The sequence below is a fragment of the Sphingomonas elodea ATCC 31461 genome (genome assembly GCF_000226955.1).
GTDB classification, from domain to species: Bacteria; Pseudomonadota; Alphaproteobacteria; order Sphingomonadales; family Sphingomonadaceae; genus Sphingomonas; species Sphingomonas elodea.
This window is the reverse complement of record NZ_AGFU01000029.1, coordinates 1-17,796: the sequence shown is the minus strand read 5'-3', so window position 1 is coordinate 17,796 and position 17,796 is coordinate 1. Positions and strand designations below refer to the sequence as shown.

Genomic DNA, 17,796 nt, shown 5'->3' with positions numbered 1-17,796 from the left:
GTACATATGTTAACTTATCGGGCGTAGCGGAGGGGGACGCTCTACGAGGTACCATGTTCGCCATCGCTTATTGCATCACCAGGCAGCACGATCTGCGGCTCGTCGCACTGGCCGCTGCCATGTGCCTTCTGACTACGATGACCGCTGTGCTGATGGTGCGACAGGGAGTACGCACACCTCGCAATATGCAGGGCTGGAGGATCGCGGGCGCGCTGGCGACGGCGTTCGGCATCTGGGCGACGCACTTCATCGCGATGCTGGGCTATGATCCGGGGTTCCAGTTCGGCTTCGCGCTCGCGCCATCGGCCGGCTCGCTGTCGATCGTCGCCGGCGCGATGCTGGCCGTCTTCCAGATGGTGGGGCGGAAGCGTGGCCGGGGCGTGCTGGCACTGGCTGCCCTGACCGCGATGACCGGGATCGGTCTCATGCATTATATCGGCATGGCCGCGCTCGAGATGCCGGCGCGGATCCGATGGAATATCGGCTATGTCGCGCTGTCGATCCTGCTGGGGGCGATCCCGTTCGTGCCGGCGCTGACCCTGGCCGTGCGTCGTTCCTCGGTGCGATCCGGCCTTGCTGCCGCGTGCCTGATGGCGGTGGCGGTGGTGAGCCTGCACTTCACCGGCATGACTGCGATCCAGCTGATTCCCTGGCAGCGCGAGATCGCCGGCGGCAACCTATCGCCGCGCACCATGTCGGTCGTGCTGGCGGTGATCACGGTGGCGTTGCTGGCGGTGTGCCTGGGCAGCTGGGCGATCGCCCGCCGGGCACGGGCGGCCATTGCGGCCAGCGAGCGCCAGTTCAGCATCCTCGCCAAGGGCATTTCGGACTGCGCCTTGTACATGCTCGATGCGCAGGGCCGTGTCTGCAACTGGAATACGGGCGCGGCCCGGTTGAAGGGATATAGCGAGGCGGAGGCCGTCGGCAGCCATCTCTCGCGTTTCTACACGCCGGAGGACCGGGCCGCCGGCGCCGCCGACACCGCACTTGCCACCGCGATCGCGACGGGCAAGTTCATCGGCGAAGGCTGGCGCCTTCGCAAGGACGGGTCCCGATTCTGGGCCCACGTCACGATCGAGCGGATGGCGGACGAGCAGGGGCGCCTGCTCGGCTTCGCCAAGATCACCCGCGACATGACCCAGGCCAAGCTGGACCAGGACCGCATCGCCGAGGCCCAGCGCCACCGCGATGCGGCGCTGGAGCACATGCACCAGGGGCTGTGTCTGTTCGATTCGGGGCAACGGCTGATCCTGCGTAACGACCGGTTCCTCAAGTTGTGGCGCTTGCAGCCGGGCAGCTGCCCGCCGGGTCTCACGCTCCTCGAGGTAACGCGGACGGCGCTGGAGGCGCGGGTAGGGGCGGCGCTTCCGCTCGCGCGCGTAGAGGAGGGCGCGGCCCGCATCCTCGCCTCGCTCGAAGACGGCGCAGATCCGCGCATCGTTGCGGAATACGGCACCGACTTCGTCCTTTCGATCGACAGTCGCAGGCTGCCCGGCGGCGGCTGGGTGACGACCTTCGAGGATATCAGCGAGCGCCGCCGGTCCGAGGCGCGGATCGCGCACATGGCGCTGCATGACGCGCTCACCGGCCTGCCCAACCGGGTGCAGTTCCATAGCTGGCTCGACGCGGAGATGGCGCGGACGGAGGGTGGCGGTACCCGGCTGGCGGTGGTCGCGATCGACCTCGATCGCTTCAAGGAAATCAACGATTCGCTGGGGCATGCCGAAGGCGACCGGGTGCTGCGCGAAATGGGCCATGCGCTCCAGTCCCTGCTGCAAGAGCATGAGATCGCCGCGCGCATGGGCGGCGACGAGTTCGCCGTCGCCAAGCGCTACGAGCATCCGGCCGAGCTGGAGGCGTTCGTCGCCCGGCTGGAGGCGTGCATCTTCAGCGGGTTCGCCGCGCACGGATCCTTGGCGATCGGCGCCAGCATGGGCGTGGCGGTGTTTCCCGGCGACGCCGCCGATCGCGAGGCACTGCTCAACAATGCCGATCTCGCCATGTACCGCGCCAAGGGCGATTTCGCCGAGCGGATCTGCTATTACGAGCCGGGTATGGACGAGCAGGCGCGGCACCGCCGCGTCATCGCCAACGACCTTCGCTATGCCGCGGCCCGGGGGGAACTGCGGCTGCTCTACCAGCCCCAGCGCTCGCTGCGCGACGACCAGCTGGTCGGCTATGAGGCGCTGCTGCGCTGGGCGCACCCGAAGCTGGGCGGCATTCCGCCGATGGACTTCATCCCGATCGCGGAAGAAACCGGCGAGATCATCCGGCTGGGAGAATGGGTGCTGCGAACCGCCTGCGCCGAGGCAGCGGCCTGGCCTGTGGGCCACAAGGTCGCCGTCAATCTTTCGCCGGTGCAGCTGCTGAAACCCGATCTGCCCGAGATCATCACCGAAATCCTGGTGGAGACCGGCCTGGCGCCGACGCGGCTCGAGCTCGAGATCACCGAAACCGCCCTCATCGCCGACAAGGCGCGTGCGCTGCACAGCCTGCGCCGGATCAAGGCGCTGGGCGTACGGGTGGCGATGGACGATTTCGGCACCGGCTATTCCTCGCTCGACACGCTCCATTCCTTCCCGTTCGACAAGATCAAGATCGACAAGTCGTTCCTTGCCGAATCCGAACGCAGCGAGCAGGCGCGGGCGATCATCCGCGCGATCCTGGCACTGGGGCGCAGCCTCTCGATCCCGGTGCTGGCGGAAGGATTGGAGACCGATGCCCAGCGCGACCTGCTGATGCGGGAGGGCTGTGCCGAGGCGCAGGGCTATCTGTTCGGCAGGCCCGCGGCGATCGAGCTGGAGGCGGGGGCGCTCGTTCAGGCGCTGGGCTGAGTGCGCACGCCGGCGACGGGATTGTTGCCCCAGAGCTCGGCGTAGCGCCAGCCGGAGAGGTCTTCCACGATCGCCTGCGCCTGTGGGGACGCGGGCGCCCGTTCGCCGCGCTTGAATCGGTCGATCTCGGCCATCAGCACGTCGTGGGTCGCGGCGTTGAGCCGGAAGCGGGTAGAGACCAGCATGCCCGCGATCAGCACGCCCACCGTGCCGATCCCGAGCACCAGCGCGATGGTGTGGATCGCCTGCGGGCTCTGCACCGCCGCGCCCTTGGCGAAACCGCCCGCGCTCATGATCGCGCCGACGCCGGCCACCGCTGCGGCCTGGGTGAGTTTCCGAACAAAGGTCATCACGCCCGCGAAGGCGCCTTCGCGGCGTCGGCCGGTGACGATTTCGTCAACATCGGCCATGTAGTTGTAGGTCGCCCAGGGAATGTAGTTGAGCGCGCCGCGGCCGAGCCCGGCCAGCGTGATCGGCAGCCATAGCCAGAGGCTGCCGGCGCGGATGCCGGTGGCCCATTCGGCCAGCAGCACCAGCACGCCCGCCGCGAAGCTCAGCGCCGCCAGCTGATAGGCGCGGGCGGGCGAGCTGCGCAGCGCCAGGTTGATCGCCAGCATCACCGCGACGAACTGGACGATGTACATCGTCCCCAGCAGCGTCGACGCCGTCGTGATCGTGCCGGCCAGCGCGAAGACGACGAAGAAGGTGAAGGCGGCGTTGAACACGTCCTGGCTGATATAGCCGCCCAGATACATGCCCAGGTGCAGCCGGAAGGCGCGGATGCGGAAGGTGCTGAATAAATTGGTGTAGAGCCCGCGGATCGCCGCGCCCACCGTCGCGCGCGGTGCCCCTTCGGGACGCAGCGCCGCCACTTCGGCGGCCGGCCGCTCCCAGCTGAACCGATAGAGCAGCCCCGCCGTCACCATGAACAGCCCTGAGAACAGGATGCCCATGTAGAGGAAGGTCTGTGGGCTGTCCTTGCCCAGCGCCTGGATCAGCATGCCCGGCAGGAACCCCGCCAGGATCGCGCTCGCCTGCGCGAACAGGATGCGGACGCCCGCGAACTTGGCCTTGGTGCGATAGTCGCGGCCCATTTCGGCTGCGAGCGTTTCGTACGGAATGATCTCCATCGCGTAGACCAGCTCGAACAGCACATAGGTGACGAGATAATACCAGAAGCCCTGCCCCGCGACCCACATGATCGCGAAGGAGGGCAGGAGCGGGATCGCCGCGAGGATGAAGAAGCGCCGCCGCCCGAACCGGCGGCCGAGCGCGGTTTCGCCCATATTGTCCGAAAGGTGGCCGATCACCGGCGAGGCGATCGCATCGAGCACGCGCGCGACGGTGAAGATCAGCGCCGCCTGCCACGCCTCCAGCCCGCAGAACTGGGTATAGAAGATCAGCACCCAGCCCGAGATCACCGCCATCGAGCCTGCGCCGAGCACGTCGTTCGAGCCGTAGGCGAGATAGTTGAACCACCGGACGGGGCGGGCGGCGGGGGCGCGCTGGGCCATTTGCTCTCCTGGACCCGGCCTGGCGCGACGAACCGCGCCTGCCGGCTGCTTTACTCCATATTCTGAACTGCTATCATACTATGTGAAACAACATCAAGCGGCTTGGGAGAGCGATCATGGCACGGTTCGGGCAGCGCGCGCGAGGGCTGGCGATGGGCATCGCGCTGACGCTGGCGACAGGAACGGTCGCCGCGCAACCCGCCGCGGAGTGGATCGACAAGACCACCGGGCACCGCATCGTGCGGATCAGCCGCGAGGCCGGCACGGTGAGCCTGTATTTCACCCAGAACGGCTTTCTGCCCCAGGGCGACAGGATGGCGGTGACGACGCCCCAAGGCATCGCGCTGGTCGATCTGAAGACGTGGGACATGAAGCCGCTGGTGACGCGGCCGGGCGCGGTGCTGCTGTTCACCGGCCGCCGGAGCCGCAACGTCTATTTCGCCGAGCGGGGCCGCGACGATGCCGGCGGCCCGTTCGGCGTGTTCGCCGCCGATGCGGATACGGGCGCGGTGCGCCGCGTGGCGACGGTGCCGGGCGGCTGGATCGGCTCGATCAACGCCGACGAGACGCTGCTGCTCGGCCAGGTCGCGAAGCCGATCGTGCCGCTGAAACCCGACGGCACGCTCGCCCGCGCCGAGGGCGAGGTGAACACGCCCGGCATGAACGACTATCGCGCCAACGGGCCCGACGGGAAGCCGCTGCCCTATGCCGAGGCGAAGGAGGTCCACATGAACCGCCGCCTCGACGCGCACGTACCGATGGAAATCTTCACCATCGACCTGCGCACCGGCGCGCGGCGGGTGGTCACGGCCTCCACCGACTGGCTCAACCATGTCCAGTTCTCGCCCACCGATCCGCAGCAGATCCTCTATTGCCACGAAGGGCCGTGGCACCGCGTCGACCGACTCTGGGCGATCCGCGCGGACGGCACGGCCAAGCGCCGGCTGCACACCCGCACGATGAACATGGAGATTGCCGGCCACGAGTTCTTCTCGCCCGACGGCAAATGGGTCTGGTACGATCTCCAGACGCCGCGCGGGCAGGTGTTCTGGCTGGCCGGCATCGAACTCGCGACGGGCAAGCGCCGCTGGTACCATGTCGAGCGCAACCTCTGGTCAATCCACTATAACCAGGCGCCCGACGGCGCGCGCTTCTCCGGCGACGGCGGCGATCCGGAGATGGTCGCGCACGCGCCGGACGGGAAATATCTGTACCTGTTCACCCCCAGGGCGATCGGCGACGTCGCCGGCATCCATGCCGACAATGCCGGCGACCTGATCGCGCCCGGCACGCTGGAGGCCGAAAAGCTGGTCGACATGCGGGCGCAGGACTATCGGCTGGAGCCCAACATGATCTTCACGCCCGACGGCAAATGGATCCTGTTCCGCGGCAATTTCGAGGGCGCCGCGCACCTCTATGCAGTGGAGGTGGCGAAGGCGGCACCACAGCAACGATAATTTACATCAAGCTCCAGCAACCAGTTGAGGCAAAAGACATTATGCTTGCATGCCCGCTTATTGCTTCCGCCTGTGCACCCCGGATCACCATCCCCACCCGACGGAGCAGCGCGAGCTTCCCGATCTTCGCCCGGCGCTGATCGCCGGCCATGGCCTCGCGCGGAAGCTGCTGCGCCACCGCGGCGCCCGCGCGCCGCTCCACGGCAGCCTCGATATCGAGGACGAGCGCAATCAGCCGGTCGCGCGGATCCTGCTGGCGGATCTGGCACGCCAGCTTTCCTGAACGCGCTTGCGATCGTCGGGGCGGCCTGCTCAACTGGGCCAAACCACCGAGGATCGCCGCCTTGACCACGTTCTTCCGCCGAACCCTGATCGCCGCCGTCCTCGCCGCGCCGGTGCCGGCGACCCCCGCCGTCGCGCAGCGCCTGTCGCCGGCGGAAGCGGTGATCAGCCGCACCGTCGACGCGGACTATGAGCGCTCGGTCGCGCTGCTCGAGAAACTGGTCAACCAGAACAGCGGCACGCTGAACCTGGACGGCGTCACCCGGGTCGGCACCATGATGCGCGCCGAGCTGGAGCCGCTGGGCTTCACCGTCACCTGGAAGCCGATGGACGCGGTGCAGCGCGCCGGCCATCTGATCGCGGTCCATCGCGGCAAGCCGGGGACCAAGACACTGCTGCTGATCGGCCATCTCGATACCGTGTTCGAGCCCGGCTCGCCGTTCCAGAAATTCGTCCGCAAGGGCGATCTGGCGGAAGGGCCGGGGGCAGGGGACGACAAGGGCGGCATGGTCGTGATCGTCTCGGCACTGCGTGCGATGCAGGCGGCTGGGACGCTGAAGAACGCCAATATCGAGGTGCACCTGACCGGCGACGAGGAAAAGTCCGGCAGCCCGCACCGCATCGCCCGCGCCGACCTGATCGCGGCGGGCAAGCGCGCCGATGTCGCGCTCGATTTCGAGGGGCTGGTGATCGATAGCGGGCGCGACATGGGCTCGATCGCGCGGCGCTCGGCGATCGACTGGCGGATCACCGCCAGCGGCCGAACCGGGCACAGCTCGGGCATCTTCTCGGCGGACATGGGCGACGGCGCGGTCTACGAGCTGGCACGCATCCTCACCACCTTCCGCAAGGAGCTGCCCGAGCCCAACCTGACCTTCAACACCGGCGTGATCGCGGGCGGCGCGCGGGCGAGCATCGACGAGAGCGGCACCGCGGCGGCAGCGGGCAAGACCAACATCATCCCGGCGACCGCTGTCGCGATCGGCGATATCCGCACGCTGACGCCGGAGCAGACGGCGCGGGTGAAGGCGAAAATGGCGGCGATCGTCGCCGCCCATGCGCCGGGCACCGATGCACGGATCGAGTTCGGCGAGGGCTATCCGCCGATGGCGCCGACCGAGGGCAACAAGGCGCTGCTGGCGAAGCTCAACGGGGTGAACCGCGATCTGGGGCTGGCCGAGATGCCGGCGCTCGATCCGCTGAAGCGCGGGGCGGGGGACGTTTCGTTCGTCGCCGCCGATGTCGACAGCCTGGCCGGGCTAGGCCCCTACAGCACCGGCGACCATGCGCCGGGCGAGACGGTGGATCTCGCCAGCATCCGCCGCCAGGCCAAGCGCGCGGCGATCCTGATGTCGCGGCTGAGCGCGGAGCGGAGCATGCGATAGGGAGGGGCGCCGGCCTTAGCCCGGTTGCGATGCCAGCCGCGCAGCACGTCGCGCGGCAAGCAGAGCGTTGATCCGGTCGGTCGAGCGATCCTCGACGCAGGCCTTGAGCTCCCGCCGCGTCGGCACGCCGGAGGCCACGCATTGCTCGGCCACGTCACAGGGGATCGCGTCCAGATCCGCCTGGCCCGATCCGCGCAGGATCCGGCAGCGCTGGAGCGTCATGCCGCCGGCATGCTTGCCGGCCTTAAGATCGACGCGGATCATGCGCAGCTGGCGCGACACCACGATGATTTCCTCCTCGGGCGTCGGCGCGGTCGCACTCTGGAGCAGGAGCAGCAAGGGCAGGATCATCGGTCGCCTCTCCGCGGCTGTATTTTGCGACAGCCTAGGACGGGGGAGGGGGCGTGGCAATCCGCAGGATATAAGGGGTGGGGCCGACGCTTGCACGCCGGCCCCGGGGGCAAAGGGTAGGAGGCTCAGAAGGTCAGCGAGAAGCCTGCGAACAGCGTGCGACCCAGCGGATCGTACACGCCCGGATAGGTGTTGCCGTTGCCGAAGCTGCTGAGGATGCCGCTGGCGATCGCCGGCGGCGCCTTGTCGGTGAGGTTGTTGACGCCCGCGCGCAGCTGGAGCCGCTTGTCGACGGAGATGGTCGTCGCGAGGTCCAGATAATTGTAGGTGGGGATGCGCGCATTGATGACGCTGGAGGTGCCTGTCAGGAACTCGTTGCTCGACAGGCTCGACAGCGTCGTCGAGGCGAAGTGGCGCCAGGACAGCGACAGCGTCGCCTTGTCGCCCGGCGTGCTCCAAGTGAAGCGGGCGACGTGGCGCCAGCTCGGATTAGGCTGGCCGCAGCTATAGCCGTACAGGCCCTTGCAGTCGAAGGTACCCAGGCCCGGCAGCGGCTGTTCGGTCTGTTGTTCGGTCCAGGTACCGACCATGCTCGCATCAATGCGGCCCAGCCGGCCGATCGCGAAATTGTAGGCGGCGGACATGTCGATGCCGGAGGTGAGCAGGTAGCCGGTATTCTGGGTGCTGCCGACGATATAGCCATTGGCGCCGAAGATCGCGCCCGAGCGCGGATCGCGGCGGAACTGGCTGCAATAATAGGGCGAGCCGGTGTTGACGCACTGGCTGACGATCAGAGTGGGATCGATGTTGCCGATATAGCCCCTCACCTTGATGTGGTAATAGTCGACCGACAGCGACAGGCGGGGGACCTGACGCGGCGTGACGACCAGGCCGACGGTGTAGGTGTCCGCCACCTCGGGCTTCACCGCCGGGTTGCCGCCGAAGGACTGTGAGCAGGTATCGGCCGGGCACTGGATGATGTTGCCGTATTGCGCGTCGGTCACGCCGGTCGTCTTGCAGGCGGCGAGCGAGGCGGTGGGCGCTGCGCCCGCGCAGGGATCGTTGAGCGAGACGTTGCCGATGCCGCGCGACGCGAACAGCTCGGCGATGTTGGGCGCGCGGATCGCGCGGTTGTAGCTGGCGCGCAGGCGTGCGCCGTCGATCGGCGCCCAGGCCAGTTCCGCCTTGTAGGTCCAGGCGGTGTAGGTGGAGCGCGATGCGGTCGAGCGCTGCTCGTTGACATAGCCCGAATAGCGGATGCCGCCGTTGACCGTCAGCTCGTGGACGAACGGCACATTGGCGACGAGCGGCACTTCCAGCTCGGCATAGGCATCGTTGACCGAGATGATGCCGTCCGAGTTGGTCGCGCCGCCCTGGGCGGCGACCTCGTCGACGGTGAAGCGGGTCGTCTCCCGGCGATGCTCGGCGCCGACGGCGAGTCCCGCGCCGCGGTTCGACCAGGGGCTCTGGATGCCGAAGGTGCCGAGATCGCCGCTCAGCGTGCCCGAGAAGACCTCCAGCGTGTTGCGCGCGGCGGTATTGGACGGGCTGAACAGATACTTCGCCTGGTCCTGGCTGATCCCGTCTGCCTTGAACACGTCGATCGGCGTGCAGGCGGGATCGGTGCCGTCGATCTTCGACCGGCAGGTGGGCACGCCGTTCACCGACACCACGTCCAGCGCGCGCTGCGCTTTGATGTTGTCGATGTTGTTGAGATAGGTCTCGTTGTAGCGCGACAGCGCGAACAGATATCCCAGGTCATAGCTGAAGCCGTGGCCGAGATCGCCCTTCACCCCGGCATTGTAGCGATAATCCTGGTGGCGCAGATCGTCGCGCCGCGAGGAGCCGCTGCCCAGGCGGTAGCCGATCAGCGTATCCGCCGTCGCCGACGTGCCGGCGGCCGCGCCGCACAGGGCGGTGGCCTGCGCGGGTCCGAGCAGCGGGTTGTTGCACGGAATGGTGAAGGTGGTGCCGAGGAACAGCGCGGACGGTGCGACCTGCGAGAAGGTGCGATCCTTCATCCACATGAAATTGGCATAGACCTTCGCCACCGGCGCGATCTCGAACGAGGCATAGCCGCCGCCGGTGTAGCGCTCGTCCGAGCGCTGGATGTAGTTGGTCGGCGCATAGTTATAGGCATAGTCCGCGGTATAGGGGACCCAGGTCTTGGAGCCGTTGCGGTTGTTGGTGAGATAGCCCTGGCCCGCGCTGGGGCCGGTGAGCGGCGCGAAGGTGCCGAAGGTGCTGTTGCTGGACCCGCCGCAGATCAGCGCCGAATCGCCATTGGCATTGAGCGCGCAGGAGGAATAATCGCGCGTCGCCTGCAGCACCGGCTCGGTGTGGCGATAGCCGCCATAGACCGTCACGTTGCCGCGGCCGCCGGCGAAATTCTTGCCGAAGGCGCCGTTCACGTCCTGCTTGCCGCCGTCGAACACGTTGCGCGGCGCCAGCTGATAGCCCCTGGATGAGACCAGCCCGCGGACATAGGCATTGTCGTTGGTGTGCTGGGCGAAGCTGGTCTGCGCGTCGATCTTCAGCCCGTCGAGATGGTCGCGCAGGATGAAGTTGACGACGCCCGACATCGCATCCGAGCCGTAGACGGCGGACGCGCCGCCGGTGACCACGTCCACCCGCTCGATCAGTGCGGTGGGAATGAAGTTGATGTTGGTCGCCTGCGAGGACAGCACGCGCTGGCCGTTGATAAGCGTGAGCACGCGGTTCGAGCCCAGCCCGCGCAGGTTGATCTGGGCGGTACCGTCCGAGCCGTTGGAGACGTTCTCGTTCGCGTCCGGGGTGAATTGCGGCAGGCGGTTGAGCAGCGTCTCGGCATTCACCGCGCCCTGATAGCGGATTTCCTGCGCGTCGACGCTGGTTAGCGGGCTGTTGCTCTCCAGATCGGGGCGGCGGATGCGGGTGCCGGTAACGGTGATCTCTGCTGGGCGCTCGCTTTCCGCTGCTACCGGAACGCTATCGGTTTCCTGCGCCTTCGCGCCGGCTGCCGCAAGCAGGGACGCCGCCATTGCGCCGAGCGCCGTCGTACCCCGGATCGAAAGAATATGTCGCATCGTGATGCCACCCCTTTTTCTGAGTCGCACCAATGCAACACCAAAAGCATGAAAGCGTCAAATATATTATACGATATCTGATATCCGCCATTTGAGCCAGGCGCGCGGCGGTGGGCTGACGGTTCCCTTCCTGCGCAGGCGAAAATGTGCACAACTTAAGAACCGGTCTTGCACCGATGTTGGATACGGTATACGAAAATTGGAAGCTCTTTGGAGGAACCCATTCTCATGACTGCAGCCAAGACGCTCTGGACCGGCGTCTATCCCGCGGCGACCACCCAGTTTGCCGAGGATCTTTCGATCGATTTCGATGCCACGCAGCGGACGCAGATCGCGCTCGTCGACGACGGCGTCGACGGGCTCATCCTGCTCGGCACCTGCGGCGAGAACAATTCCCTGGAGCCCGACGAGAAGCGCCAGGTGCTCCGCGCCGGTGTGGAAGCGGTGGGCGGGCGCGTGCCGCTGGTCGCGGGCGTATCCGAATTCACCACCGCCCGCGCGATCGACTATGCCCGCGATGCCGAGAAGATCGGCGTCGACGCGCTGATGCTGCTTCCCGCCATGGTCTATGTGCCGACCGCCGCCGAGCTGGAGGCCCATTTCCGCGCGGTGGCGGCGGCGACCACGCTGCCGATCATGCTCTACAACAACCCGCCCGCCTATCGCGTGTCGATCGACACCGCGACGCTGGACCGCCTGACCGATGTGAAGAACATCGTCGCGGTCAAGGAAAGCGCGCCGGATCCACGCCGCTTCACCGATCTCTTCAACCGGTACGGCGATCGCTACACGCTGATGGCGGGCCTGGACGACGTGGCGCTGGAGGGCCTGTTCCTCGGCGCCTCGGGCTGGGTCTCGGGCCTCACCAGCGCCTTTCCGGAAGAATCGGTGCGGCTGGTCGCGGCGTTCAACGAAGGCCGGTTCGACGAGGCGCGCGCGATCTATCGCTGGTTCATGCCGCTGCTCCATCTCGATGCCGAGCATGACCTGGTCCAGTCGATCAAGCTGGCCGAGCAGATCATGGGCCGCGGCAGCGAGCGGGTCCGCCTGCCGCGCCTGCCGCTCGCCGGCGAGCGCCGCGCCCAGGTAATCCGGTGGGTCGAGGAAGCGGCGGCGACCCGGCCGAGCCGGCGCCAGGCCAAAGCGGCCTGATCGCTTCCATGCGCCACACCTTCTTCTGCATCGACGGCCACACCGCGGGAAACCCGGTGCGGCTGGTGGCGGGCGGAGCGCCGCTGCTGCGCGGCGGCGACATGCTGGCGCGGCGCCAGGACTTTCTGGCGCGGTTCGACTGGATCCGCACCGGCCTGTGCTTCGAGCCGCGCGGGCACGACATGATGTCGGGCGGGTTCCTCTACCCGCCCACCCGTGACGACGCCGATTGCGGCATCCTGTTCATCGAGACCTCGGGCTGCCTGCCGATGTGCGGGCACGGCACGATCGGCATGGTCACCTTCGGCCTCGAACACGGGCTGATCACCCCGCGCACGCCGGGGCAGCTGCGCATCGAGGTGCCGGCGGGCGTGATCGACATCGCCTATGCGATGGACGGCGGCAAGGTCCGCTGGGTGCGCATCCGCAACGTGCCCGCCTATGTCGCGGCGACCGGTATCGCGATCGAGGTACCGGGCTTCGGCCCGCTTTCCGTCGACGTCTCCTATGGCGGCAATTATTACGCGATCATCGAGCCGCAGGGGCCCTATGCCGGCCTCGACGATCTCGGCGCCTCGCGCATCGTCGAGCTCAGCCGCACGATCCGCGACCTGATGCGCGACGCGATCGAGCCGGTCCATCCGCTCGACGATCGTATCCGCGGGGTCAGCCATGTCCTCTGGGCCGACAAGCCGAAGGGCGAAGGAGCCGATGGTCGCAACGCGGTGTTCTACGGCGAGCGCGCGATCGATCGCAGCCCGTGCGGCACCGGCACCTCGGCGCGGCTGGCGCATCTGGAGCATCAGGGCCGGCTGAACGTCGGCGATCGCTTCGTCCATGAAAGCTATATCGGCAGCCGGTTCATCGGCCGGGTCGAGGAAGCGGTGATGGTGGGCGATCGCCCCGGCATCATCCCCTCGATCGAAGGCTCGGCGATCGCGACCGGCTTCAACACCATCTGGATCGACCGCGAGGACCCGTTCTGGGCCGGCTTCTCGGTCGTCTGATCGCACACAAATCTTGGGGGACGCATGGGGTTTTGGGGACCGATCAAGCCGATCGAACGCAGCACGGGTTCCAGTGAGCATCGGCTGCGCCCCAGCCTTTCCTGGCCGCACCTGATCGCGCTGGGGGTCGGCGCGATCGTCGGCACCGGCATCTACACGCTGACCGGGGTCGGCGCCGAGCGGGCGGGGCCCGCCGTGATCCTCGCCTTCGTCATCGCCGGTGCGGTGTGCGCCTGCGCCGCGCTCGCCTATGCCGAGCTGGCGACGATGATTCCCGCCGCCGGCAGCGCCTATACCTATAGCTATTCGGTGCTCGGCGAGACGATCGCCTGGGTGGTCGGCTGGAGCCTGATCCTCGAATATTCGCTCGCCTGCTCGGCGGTGGCGGTCGGCTGGTCGGGCTATCTGGTCGGCTGGCTGCAATCGGCAGGGGTGCATCTGCCGCCGCTGCTGCTCGAGGGGCCGCATGCCGGCGGCCTCGTCAACCTGCCGGCGGTGCTCGTATCCTTCGCCATTGCCGGCATGCTGATGCTCGGCACCCGCGAGAGCGCGACGCTCAACATCGTGCTGGTCGTCATCAAGCTGGTGGCGCTTGGCCTGTTCGTTGCACTCGCGCTGCCGGGCTTCGATGCGGCCAACTTCCACCCGTTCATGCCGCACGGCTTCGCCAGCCATGCCGAGGGGGCTGTGACGCGCGGCGTGATGGCGGCCGCCGCGATCGTGTTCTTCGCCTTTTACGGCTTCGACGCGGTCGCCACGTCCGCCGAGGAGGCCAAGAAGCCGGGCCGCGACCTCACCATCGGCATCGTCGGATCGATGGCGCTGTGCACCACCATCTACATCCTCGTCGCGGTCGCCGCGGTGGGGGCGATGCCGACGGCGACGCTCGGCAATTCGCCCGAGCCGCTGGCGCTGGTGCTGCGCACGCTCGGCCACCCCTTCGCCGCCTGGGCGATCGCCGCCGCCGCGCTGGTCGCGCTGCCCTCGGTGATCCTGGTCATGATGTACGGCCAGAGCCGCATCTTCTTCGTGATGGCGCGTGACGGCTTGCTTCCCCGCGCGCTCGCCAAGGTCTCGCCGCGCACCGGCGCGCCGGTACTGGTGACCGGCATTACCGGACTGTTCGTCGCAGGCGTGGCGGGGTTCCTGCGGCTCGACGAGATCGCCGAGCTGGCCAATGCCGGCACGCTGATCGCGTTCATCGCGGTGGGGGCGTGCATGATGCTGCTCCGCCGCCGGGCGCCCGATGCGCCGCGCATCTTCCGCTGCCCGCAGCCTTATGTGGTCGGCACGCTGGCGGTGCTGGGCTGCCTCTATCTGCTCTTCTCGCTGCCGGAGAAGACGCTGGTGCGCTTCCTGCTCTGGAACGTCGCCGGGCTTGCCGTCTACTTCCTCTATGGCCGCGCGCGCAGCGTGCTGGCGCGCGGCTGAGGCTCAGCCGTTCAGCTGGCGGCGGAGATCGGTGAGGGTGCCTTCGATATGGGCGCGGGCGAGCGCGCGCGCGTGCGGGGCGTCGCCCCGCTCCCAGGCATCGATCAGGTCGGCATGTTCCAGGTGCGCGCGATCTTCGCGCCCAGCCGGCTCGAGATGCTTGTGCACGTAGCGCTCGGACAGGATCTGCAGCCGCTCGACCAGCTGGGTGGTGAGCAGCCGGCCGCCGGGGCGGACCAGCGCCATGTGGAACTCGCGGTTGCGCGCGGCCACTTCGTCGAGATGCTCGCCGGCGGCGAGGTCGAGCGCGGCCAGCGCCTCGTGCGCGGCGGCCCGGTCGGCATCGGTGGCGGAGAGCGCGCCGGCGGCCACGGCGTCGGGCTCGATCGCCAGCCGAAGCGCGAAGATCTCCTCCGCCTCGCCCGACGACATCGCGCGCACGAAATAGCCGCGGTTGGCCTGGCCGACGAGCAGCCCTTCCTGCTCCAGCCGCGCCAGTGCCTCGCGCAGCGGGATCTTGCTCACGCCCAGCTGGTTGGCGAGCGCATCCTGCCGGATTGCCTGATCGACCGGCAGCTTGCCGGAGACGATCTGCTCGCGGACGATCGTGAAGATCTGTTCCGAAAGCGTGCGGACGACGATGCTCATCGGTGAGACTTTCTTTGGGGCACTATGAATACGGAGCCACGCTTCCCATGCGCTCGGCAAGCGCGTTTTGACACTGGTGGCATAAAATACGGTATACTTAGACCATGAACTCGGCAAGGCGGACTTGATGCAGCGCAATATGGTGGTGATCGGTGGCGGGGTCGTCGGCTTGGCGAGCGCACTGGCGCTGGCGCGGGCAGGCTGGCGCGTGCGGCTGATCGATACCGATACCCGTCGGCAGGCGGCCTCCTGGGGGAATGCCGGGCATATCGCGATCGAACAGGTCGAGCCGCTCGCCTCCTGGGCGACGGTGCGCAGCCTGCCGCGCCGGCGCTTCGGGGCAGGGGGCGCAGTATCGCTGCCGGCGGCGGCGTGGCGGCACTGGCTTCCCTTCGGGCTGCGCCTGCTCGGCGCCGCGCGGCCGCGCAGCTTTGCACAGGGGCGGCATGCGCTGTCCGGCCTGCTCGGCGCGGCGATGCCCGCCTGGCAACGCCTCGCCGCGAGCCTCGATACGCCCGATCTGCTGCGCGACTGCGGCCATATCGTCAGCTGGGGCAGCGCCGATCGCGCCGAAACGGGGCGACGTGCCTGGGCGTCGGCAGATATCGGCACCGCCCGGTTCCGCGATGCCACGCCCGCCGAGCGCTTGCACCTTCCCGGTGGCTGCCATGCCGGTGCGATCCGGTTCACCAATACCGCGCAGATCGCCGACCTCGCCGCGCTCGATCGCGCGCTGCGCAACGCGCTGGGGGCTGCCGGGGGCGCGATCCTGACCGGGCACGCGACGCTCGCGCGCGCCGGGGCCGAAGCCCGCGTCGCGGTGGACGGCGTCGCGCTCGCCGATGTCGACGCGATTCTGGTGACCGCCGGCGTGGCCTCGGGCCGGTTGCTCGCGCCGCTCGGCCACCGCGTGCCGATCATCGCCGAGCGCGGCTATCATATCCGCGCAACCGATCACGACTGGCCCGCCGATCTGCCGCCTCTGGTGTTCGAGGATCCCTCGATGATCGTCACCCGCTATGCCGGGTGCGTGCAGGCGGCGAGCTTCGTCGAGTTCGCCGGCATCGATACGCCGCCCGACCCCGCGAAGTGGGAACGGCTGGAGGCGCATGTCGCCGACCTCGGCCTGCCGCTGCGGCCGCCCTTCACCCGCTGGATGGGCGCCCGGCCGACGCTGCCCGACTATCTGCCGGCGATCGGGCGCAGTGCCCGCGCGGGCAACGTGCTCTACGCCTTCGGGCACCAGCATCTCGGCCTGACCCTGGCGGCGGTAACCGCCGACTGTGTCGCGGCGCTCGCCGACGGACGGCGCGCCGCGATCGACCTCACGCCCTTCGGCCTCCACCGTTTCGAAGCATAAGGAAGACAGCATGACCATCGGCGGATCCACTGTGGAACGCGAACTCGCAGCGCTTGCCCCCTGGGCGGAGCGCGCGCCCGCGATCCCCCTCGCCGAGCGCCGGGACCGCCTCGCGCGCGTGCGCGAGCGCATGGACAAGATGGGCGCGCAGGCGCTGCTGGTGAATGCCGGCATGTCGCTACGCTATTTCGCAGGGGTCCCCTGGGGGGCGACCGAGCGGCTGGTCGCGATGCTGCTGCCGCTCCACGGCGAACCGATCATGCTCTGCCCGCGCTTCGAACTCGGCTCGCTCACCGCGGACATGGCGTTCGCGGCCGATATGCGGCTGTGGGAGGAGGACGAGGATCCGTTCGCGCTGGTCGCCGGTGCGCTGGACGGGGTGACGACGCTCGCGATCGATCCCGCGCTGCCCTTCCAGATGGCCGAGCGCCTGCGCCGCGCGGCACCCGGCGTCACGCTGGTCGATGGCGCGCCCGCGATCGACGGCTGCCGGATGCGCAAGTCGCCGGCCGAGATCGCGCTGATGCAGCAGGCCAAGAACATGACCCTTGCGGTACACCACGCCGCGGCCCGCATCCTTGCGCCCGGCATCACCACCGGCGCGGTTAAGCGCTTCATTGACCAGGCCCATCGCGCGCTGGGGGCGGCGGGCTCCAGCTTCTGCATCGTCCAGTTCGGGCATGCCACGGCCTTCCCCCATGGCCTCCCCGGCGAGCAGGCGCTCGAGGAGGGCCAACTCGTGCTGATCGACACCGGGTGCACGGTCGAAGGCTATCATTCCGACATCACCCGTACCTATGCCTTCGGCCGCGTGTCGGACGACGAGCAGGCGATCTGGTCGCTGGAGAAGGAAGCCCAGGCCGCTGCCTTTGCCGCTGCCCAACCGGGGGTCCCGTGTGAGGAGGTCGATGCGGCCGCTCGGGTGGTATTGGAGAAGGCGGGGCTGGGGCCGGACTATCGCCTGCCCGGGCTGCCGCATCGGACCGGCCACGGCATCGGCCTGTCGATCCACGAACCCGCCTATCTGGTGCGCGGCGATCGCACGCCGCTCGATATCGGCATGTGTTTCTCGAACGAACCGATGATCGTGGTGCCCGATCGCTTCGGCATCCGCCTCGAAGACCATTTCTACATGGCGGAGTCGGGCCCGCGCTGGTTCACCGAGCCGCAAATGGCGATCGACCGGCTGGCCTGACCCCCGATTCTGGGGTTTCGGGGCGCGATTCGGGGGCGATTCGGGGTGATTCGGCCCGCAAAGGTCATGAAATGGTCATGCGGGCCGAACTTTCTTCAGGGCAAAAATGGCGGGG

General features: G+C 68.2%; 13 protein-coding genes. 9 read left to right on the top strand and 4 right to left on the bottom strand.

What is annotated here, in order from left to right:
* Window positions 1-53: 53 nt before the first annotated feature.
* Window positions 54-2,834: an EAL domain-containing protein gene (locus KK7_RS0110000; protein WP_010544507.1), complete on the top strand. Its 2,781-nt coding sequence runs from the start codon at window positions 54-56 to the stop codon at window positions 2,832-2,834.
* On the opposite strand, the gene KK7_RS0109995 is transcribed toward KK7_RS0110000, so the two are convergent.
* On the bottom strand, window positions 2,819-4,348 hold the full coding sequence (locus tag KK7_RS0109995; protein ID WP_010544506.1) for an MFS transporter: 1,530 nt from the start codon (window positions 4,346-4,348) through the stop codon (window positions 2,819-2,821). The genes KK7_RS0110000 and KK7_RS0109995 overlap by 16 nt on opposite strands.
* A 116-nt stretch (window positions 4,349-4,464) precedes the next feature.
* Between KK7_RS0109995 and KK7_RS0109990 the strand changes: the two genes are divergently transcribed.
* From KK7_RS0109990 to KK7_RS0109980, 3 genes are all read left to right on the top strand, one after another.
* Entirely contained in the window at window positions 4,465-5,805 is a 1,341-nt protein-coding gene (locus KK7_RS0109990; RefSeq protein WP_010544505.1) for an oligogalacturonate lyase family protein, read from the top strand.
* Window positions 5,806-5,854: 49 nt separating this feature from the next.
* Entirely contained in the window at window positions 5,855-6,088 is a 234-nt protein-coding gene (locus KK7_RS0109985) for a DUF6894 family protein (protein ID WP_010544504.1), read from the top strand.
* A 61-nt stretch (window positions 6,089-6,149) separates the two neighbouring features.
* Entirely contained in the window at window positions 6,150-7,472 is a 1,323-nt protein-coding gene (locus tag KK7_RS0109980; protein WP_010544503.1) for a M20/M25/M40 family metallo-hydrolase, read from the top strand.
* A gap of 15 nt (window positions 7,473-7,487) precedes the next feature.
* Here the strand turns inward: KK7_RS0109980 and KK7_RS0109975 are convergent, their stop codons facing one another.
* The gene (locus KK7_RS0109975) at window positions 7,488-7,823 is read right to left on the bottom strand and encodes a hypothetical protein (protein WP_010544502.1); all 336 of its coding nucleotides are present in this window, start codon (window positions 7,821-7,823) and stop codon (window positions 7,488-7,490) included.
* 125 nt (window positions 7,824-7,948) lie between these two features.
* Window positions 7,949-10,888 (bottom strand): TonB-dependent receptor domain-containing protein, encoded by a 2,940-nt coding sequence (locus KK7_RS0109970; protein WP_237709181.1) that lies wholly within the window; start codon window positions 10,886-10,888, stop codon window positions 7,949-7,951.
* Window positions 10,889-11,116: 228 nt separating this feature from the next.
* Between KK7_RS0109970 and KK7_RS0109965 the strand changes: the two genes are divergently transcribed.
* From KK7_RS0109965 to KK7_RS0109955, 3 genes are read left to right on the top strand one after another with little or no spacing between them, the layout of a single operon-like run.
* On the top strand, window positions 11,117-12,040 hold the full coding sequence (locus KK7_RS0109965; RefSeq protein ID WP_010544500.1) for a dihydrodipicolinate synthase family protein: 924 nt from the start codon (window positions 11,117-11,119) through the stop codon (window positions 12,038-12,040).
* 8 nt (window positions 12,041-12,048) lie between these two features.
* Entirely contained in the window at window positions 12,049-13,047 is a 999-nt protein-coding gene (locus tag KK7_RS0109960) for a 4-hydroxyproline epimerase (RefSeq protein ID WP_029623155.1), read from the top strand.
* A gap of 24 nt (window positions 13,048-13,071) precedes the next feature.
* Window positions 13,072-14,478 carry an amino acid permease gene (locus KK7_RS0109955; RefSeq protein ID WP_010544498.1) on the top strand — a complete coding sequence of 469 codons (1,407 nt, stop codon included), beginning with the start codon at window positions 13,072-13,074 and terminating at the stop codon, window positions 14,476-14,478.
* A gap of 3 nt (window positions 14,479-14,481) precedes the next feature.
* Here the strand turns inward: KK7_RS0109955 and KK7_RS0109950 are convergent, their stop codons facing one another.
* Window positions 14,482-15,126: a GntR family transcriptional regulator gene (locus KK7_RS0109950; protein WP_010544497.1), complete on the bottom strand. Its 645-nt coding sequence runs from the start codon at window positions 15,124-15,126 to the stop codon at window positions 14,482-14,484.
* A gap of 127 nt (window positions 15,127-15,253) precedes the next feature.
* Here KK7_RS0109950 and KK7_RS0109945 point away from each other — a divergent pair, with 127 nt between their 5' ends.
* A complete protein-coding gene (locus KK7_RS0109945; RefSeq protein ID WP_010544496.1) occupies window positions 15,254-16,486 on the top strand; it encodes an NAD(P)/FAD-dependent oxidoreductase in 1,233 nt (410 codons plus the stop codon).
* Between the two features lie 10 nt (window positions 16,487-16,496).
* Window positions 16,497-17,681 (top strand): M24 family metallopeptidase, encoded by a 1,185-nt coding sequence (locus tag KK7_RS0109940; RefSeq protein ID WP_010544495.1) that lies wholly within the window; start codon window positions 16,497-16,499, stop codon window positions 17,679-17,681.
* Window positions 17,682-17,796 lie beyond the last annotated feature (115 nt).

Excerpts from the sequence above, each read along its gene's own strand:
- KK7_RS0109995 (WP_010544506.1), bottom strand. The coding sequence starts at position 4,348 with ATGGCCCAGCGCGCCCCCGCCGCCCGCCCCGTCCGGTGGTTCAACTAT.
- KK7_RS0110000 (WP_010544507.1), top strand. The coding sequence starts at position 54 with ATGTTCGCCATCGCTTATTGCATCACCAGGCAGCACGATCTGCGGCTC.
- KK7_RS0109990 (WP_010544505.1), top strand. The coding sequence starts at position 4,465 with ATGGCACGGTTCGGGCAGCGCGCGCGAGGGCTGGCGATGGGCATCGCG.
- KK7_RS0109950 (WP_010544497.1), bottom strand. The coding sequence starts at position 15,126 with ATGAGCATCGTCGTCCGCACGCTTTCGGAACAGATCTTCACGATCGTC.
- KK7_RS0109965 (WP_010544500.1), top strand. The coding sequence starts at position 11,117 with ATGACTGCAGCCAAGACGCTCTGGACCGGCGTCTATCCCGCGGCGACC.
- KK7_RS0109985 (WP_010544504.1), top strand. The coding sequence starts at position 5,855 with ATGCCCGCTTATTGCTTCCGCCTGTGCACCCCGGATCACCATCCCCAC.
- KK7_RS0109940 (WP_010544495.1), top strand. The coding sequence starts at position 16,497 with ATGACCATCGGCGGATCCACTGTGGAACGCGAACTCGCAGCGCTTGCC.
- KK7_RS0109975 (WP_010544502.1), bottom strand. The coding sequence starts at position 7,823 with ATGATCCTGCCCTTGCTGCTCCTGCTCCAGAGTGCGACCGCGCCGACG.
- KK7_RS0109970 (WP_237709181.1), bottom strand. The coding sequence starts at position 10,888 with ATGCGACATATTCTTTCGATCCGGGGTACGACGGCGCTCGGCGCAATG.
- KK7_RS0109945 (WP_010544496.1), top strand. The coding sequence starts at position 15,254 with ATGCAGCGCAATATGGTGGTGATCGGTGGCGGGGTCGTCGGCTTGGCG.
- KK7_RS0109960 (WP_029623155.1), top strand. The coding sequence starts at position 12,049 with ATGCGCCACACCTTCTTCTGCATCGACGGCCACACCGCGGGAAACCCG.
- KK7_RS0109955 (WP_010544498.1), top strand. The coding sequence starts at position 13,072 with ATGGGGTTTTGGGGACCGATCAAGCCGATCGAACGCAGCACGGGTTCC.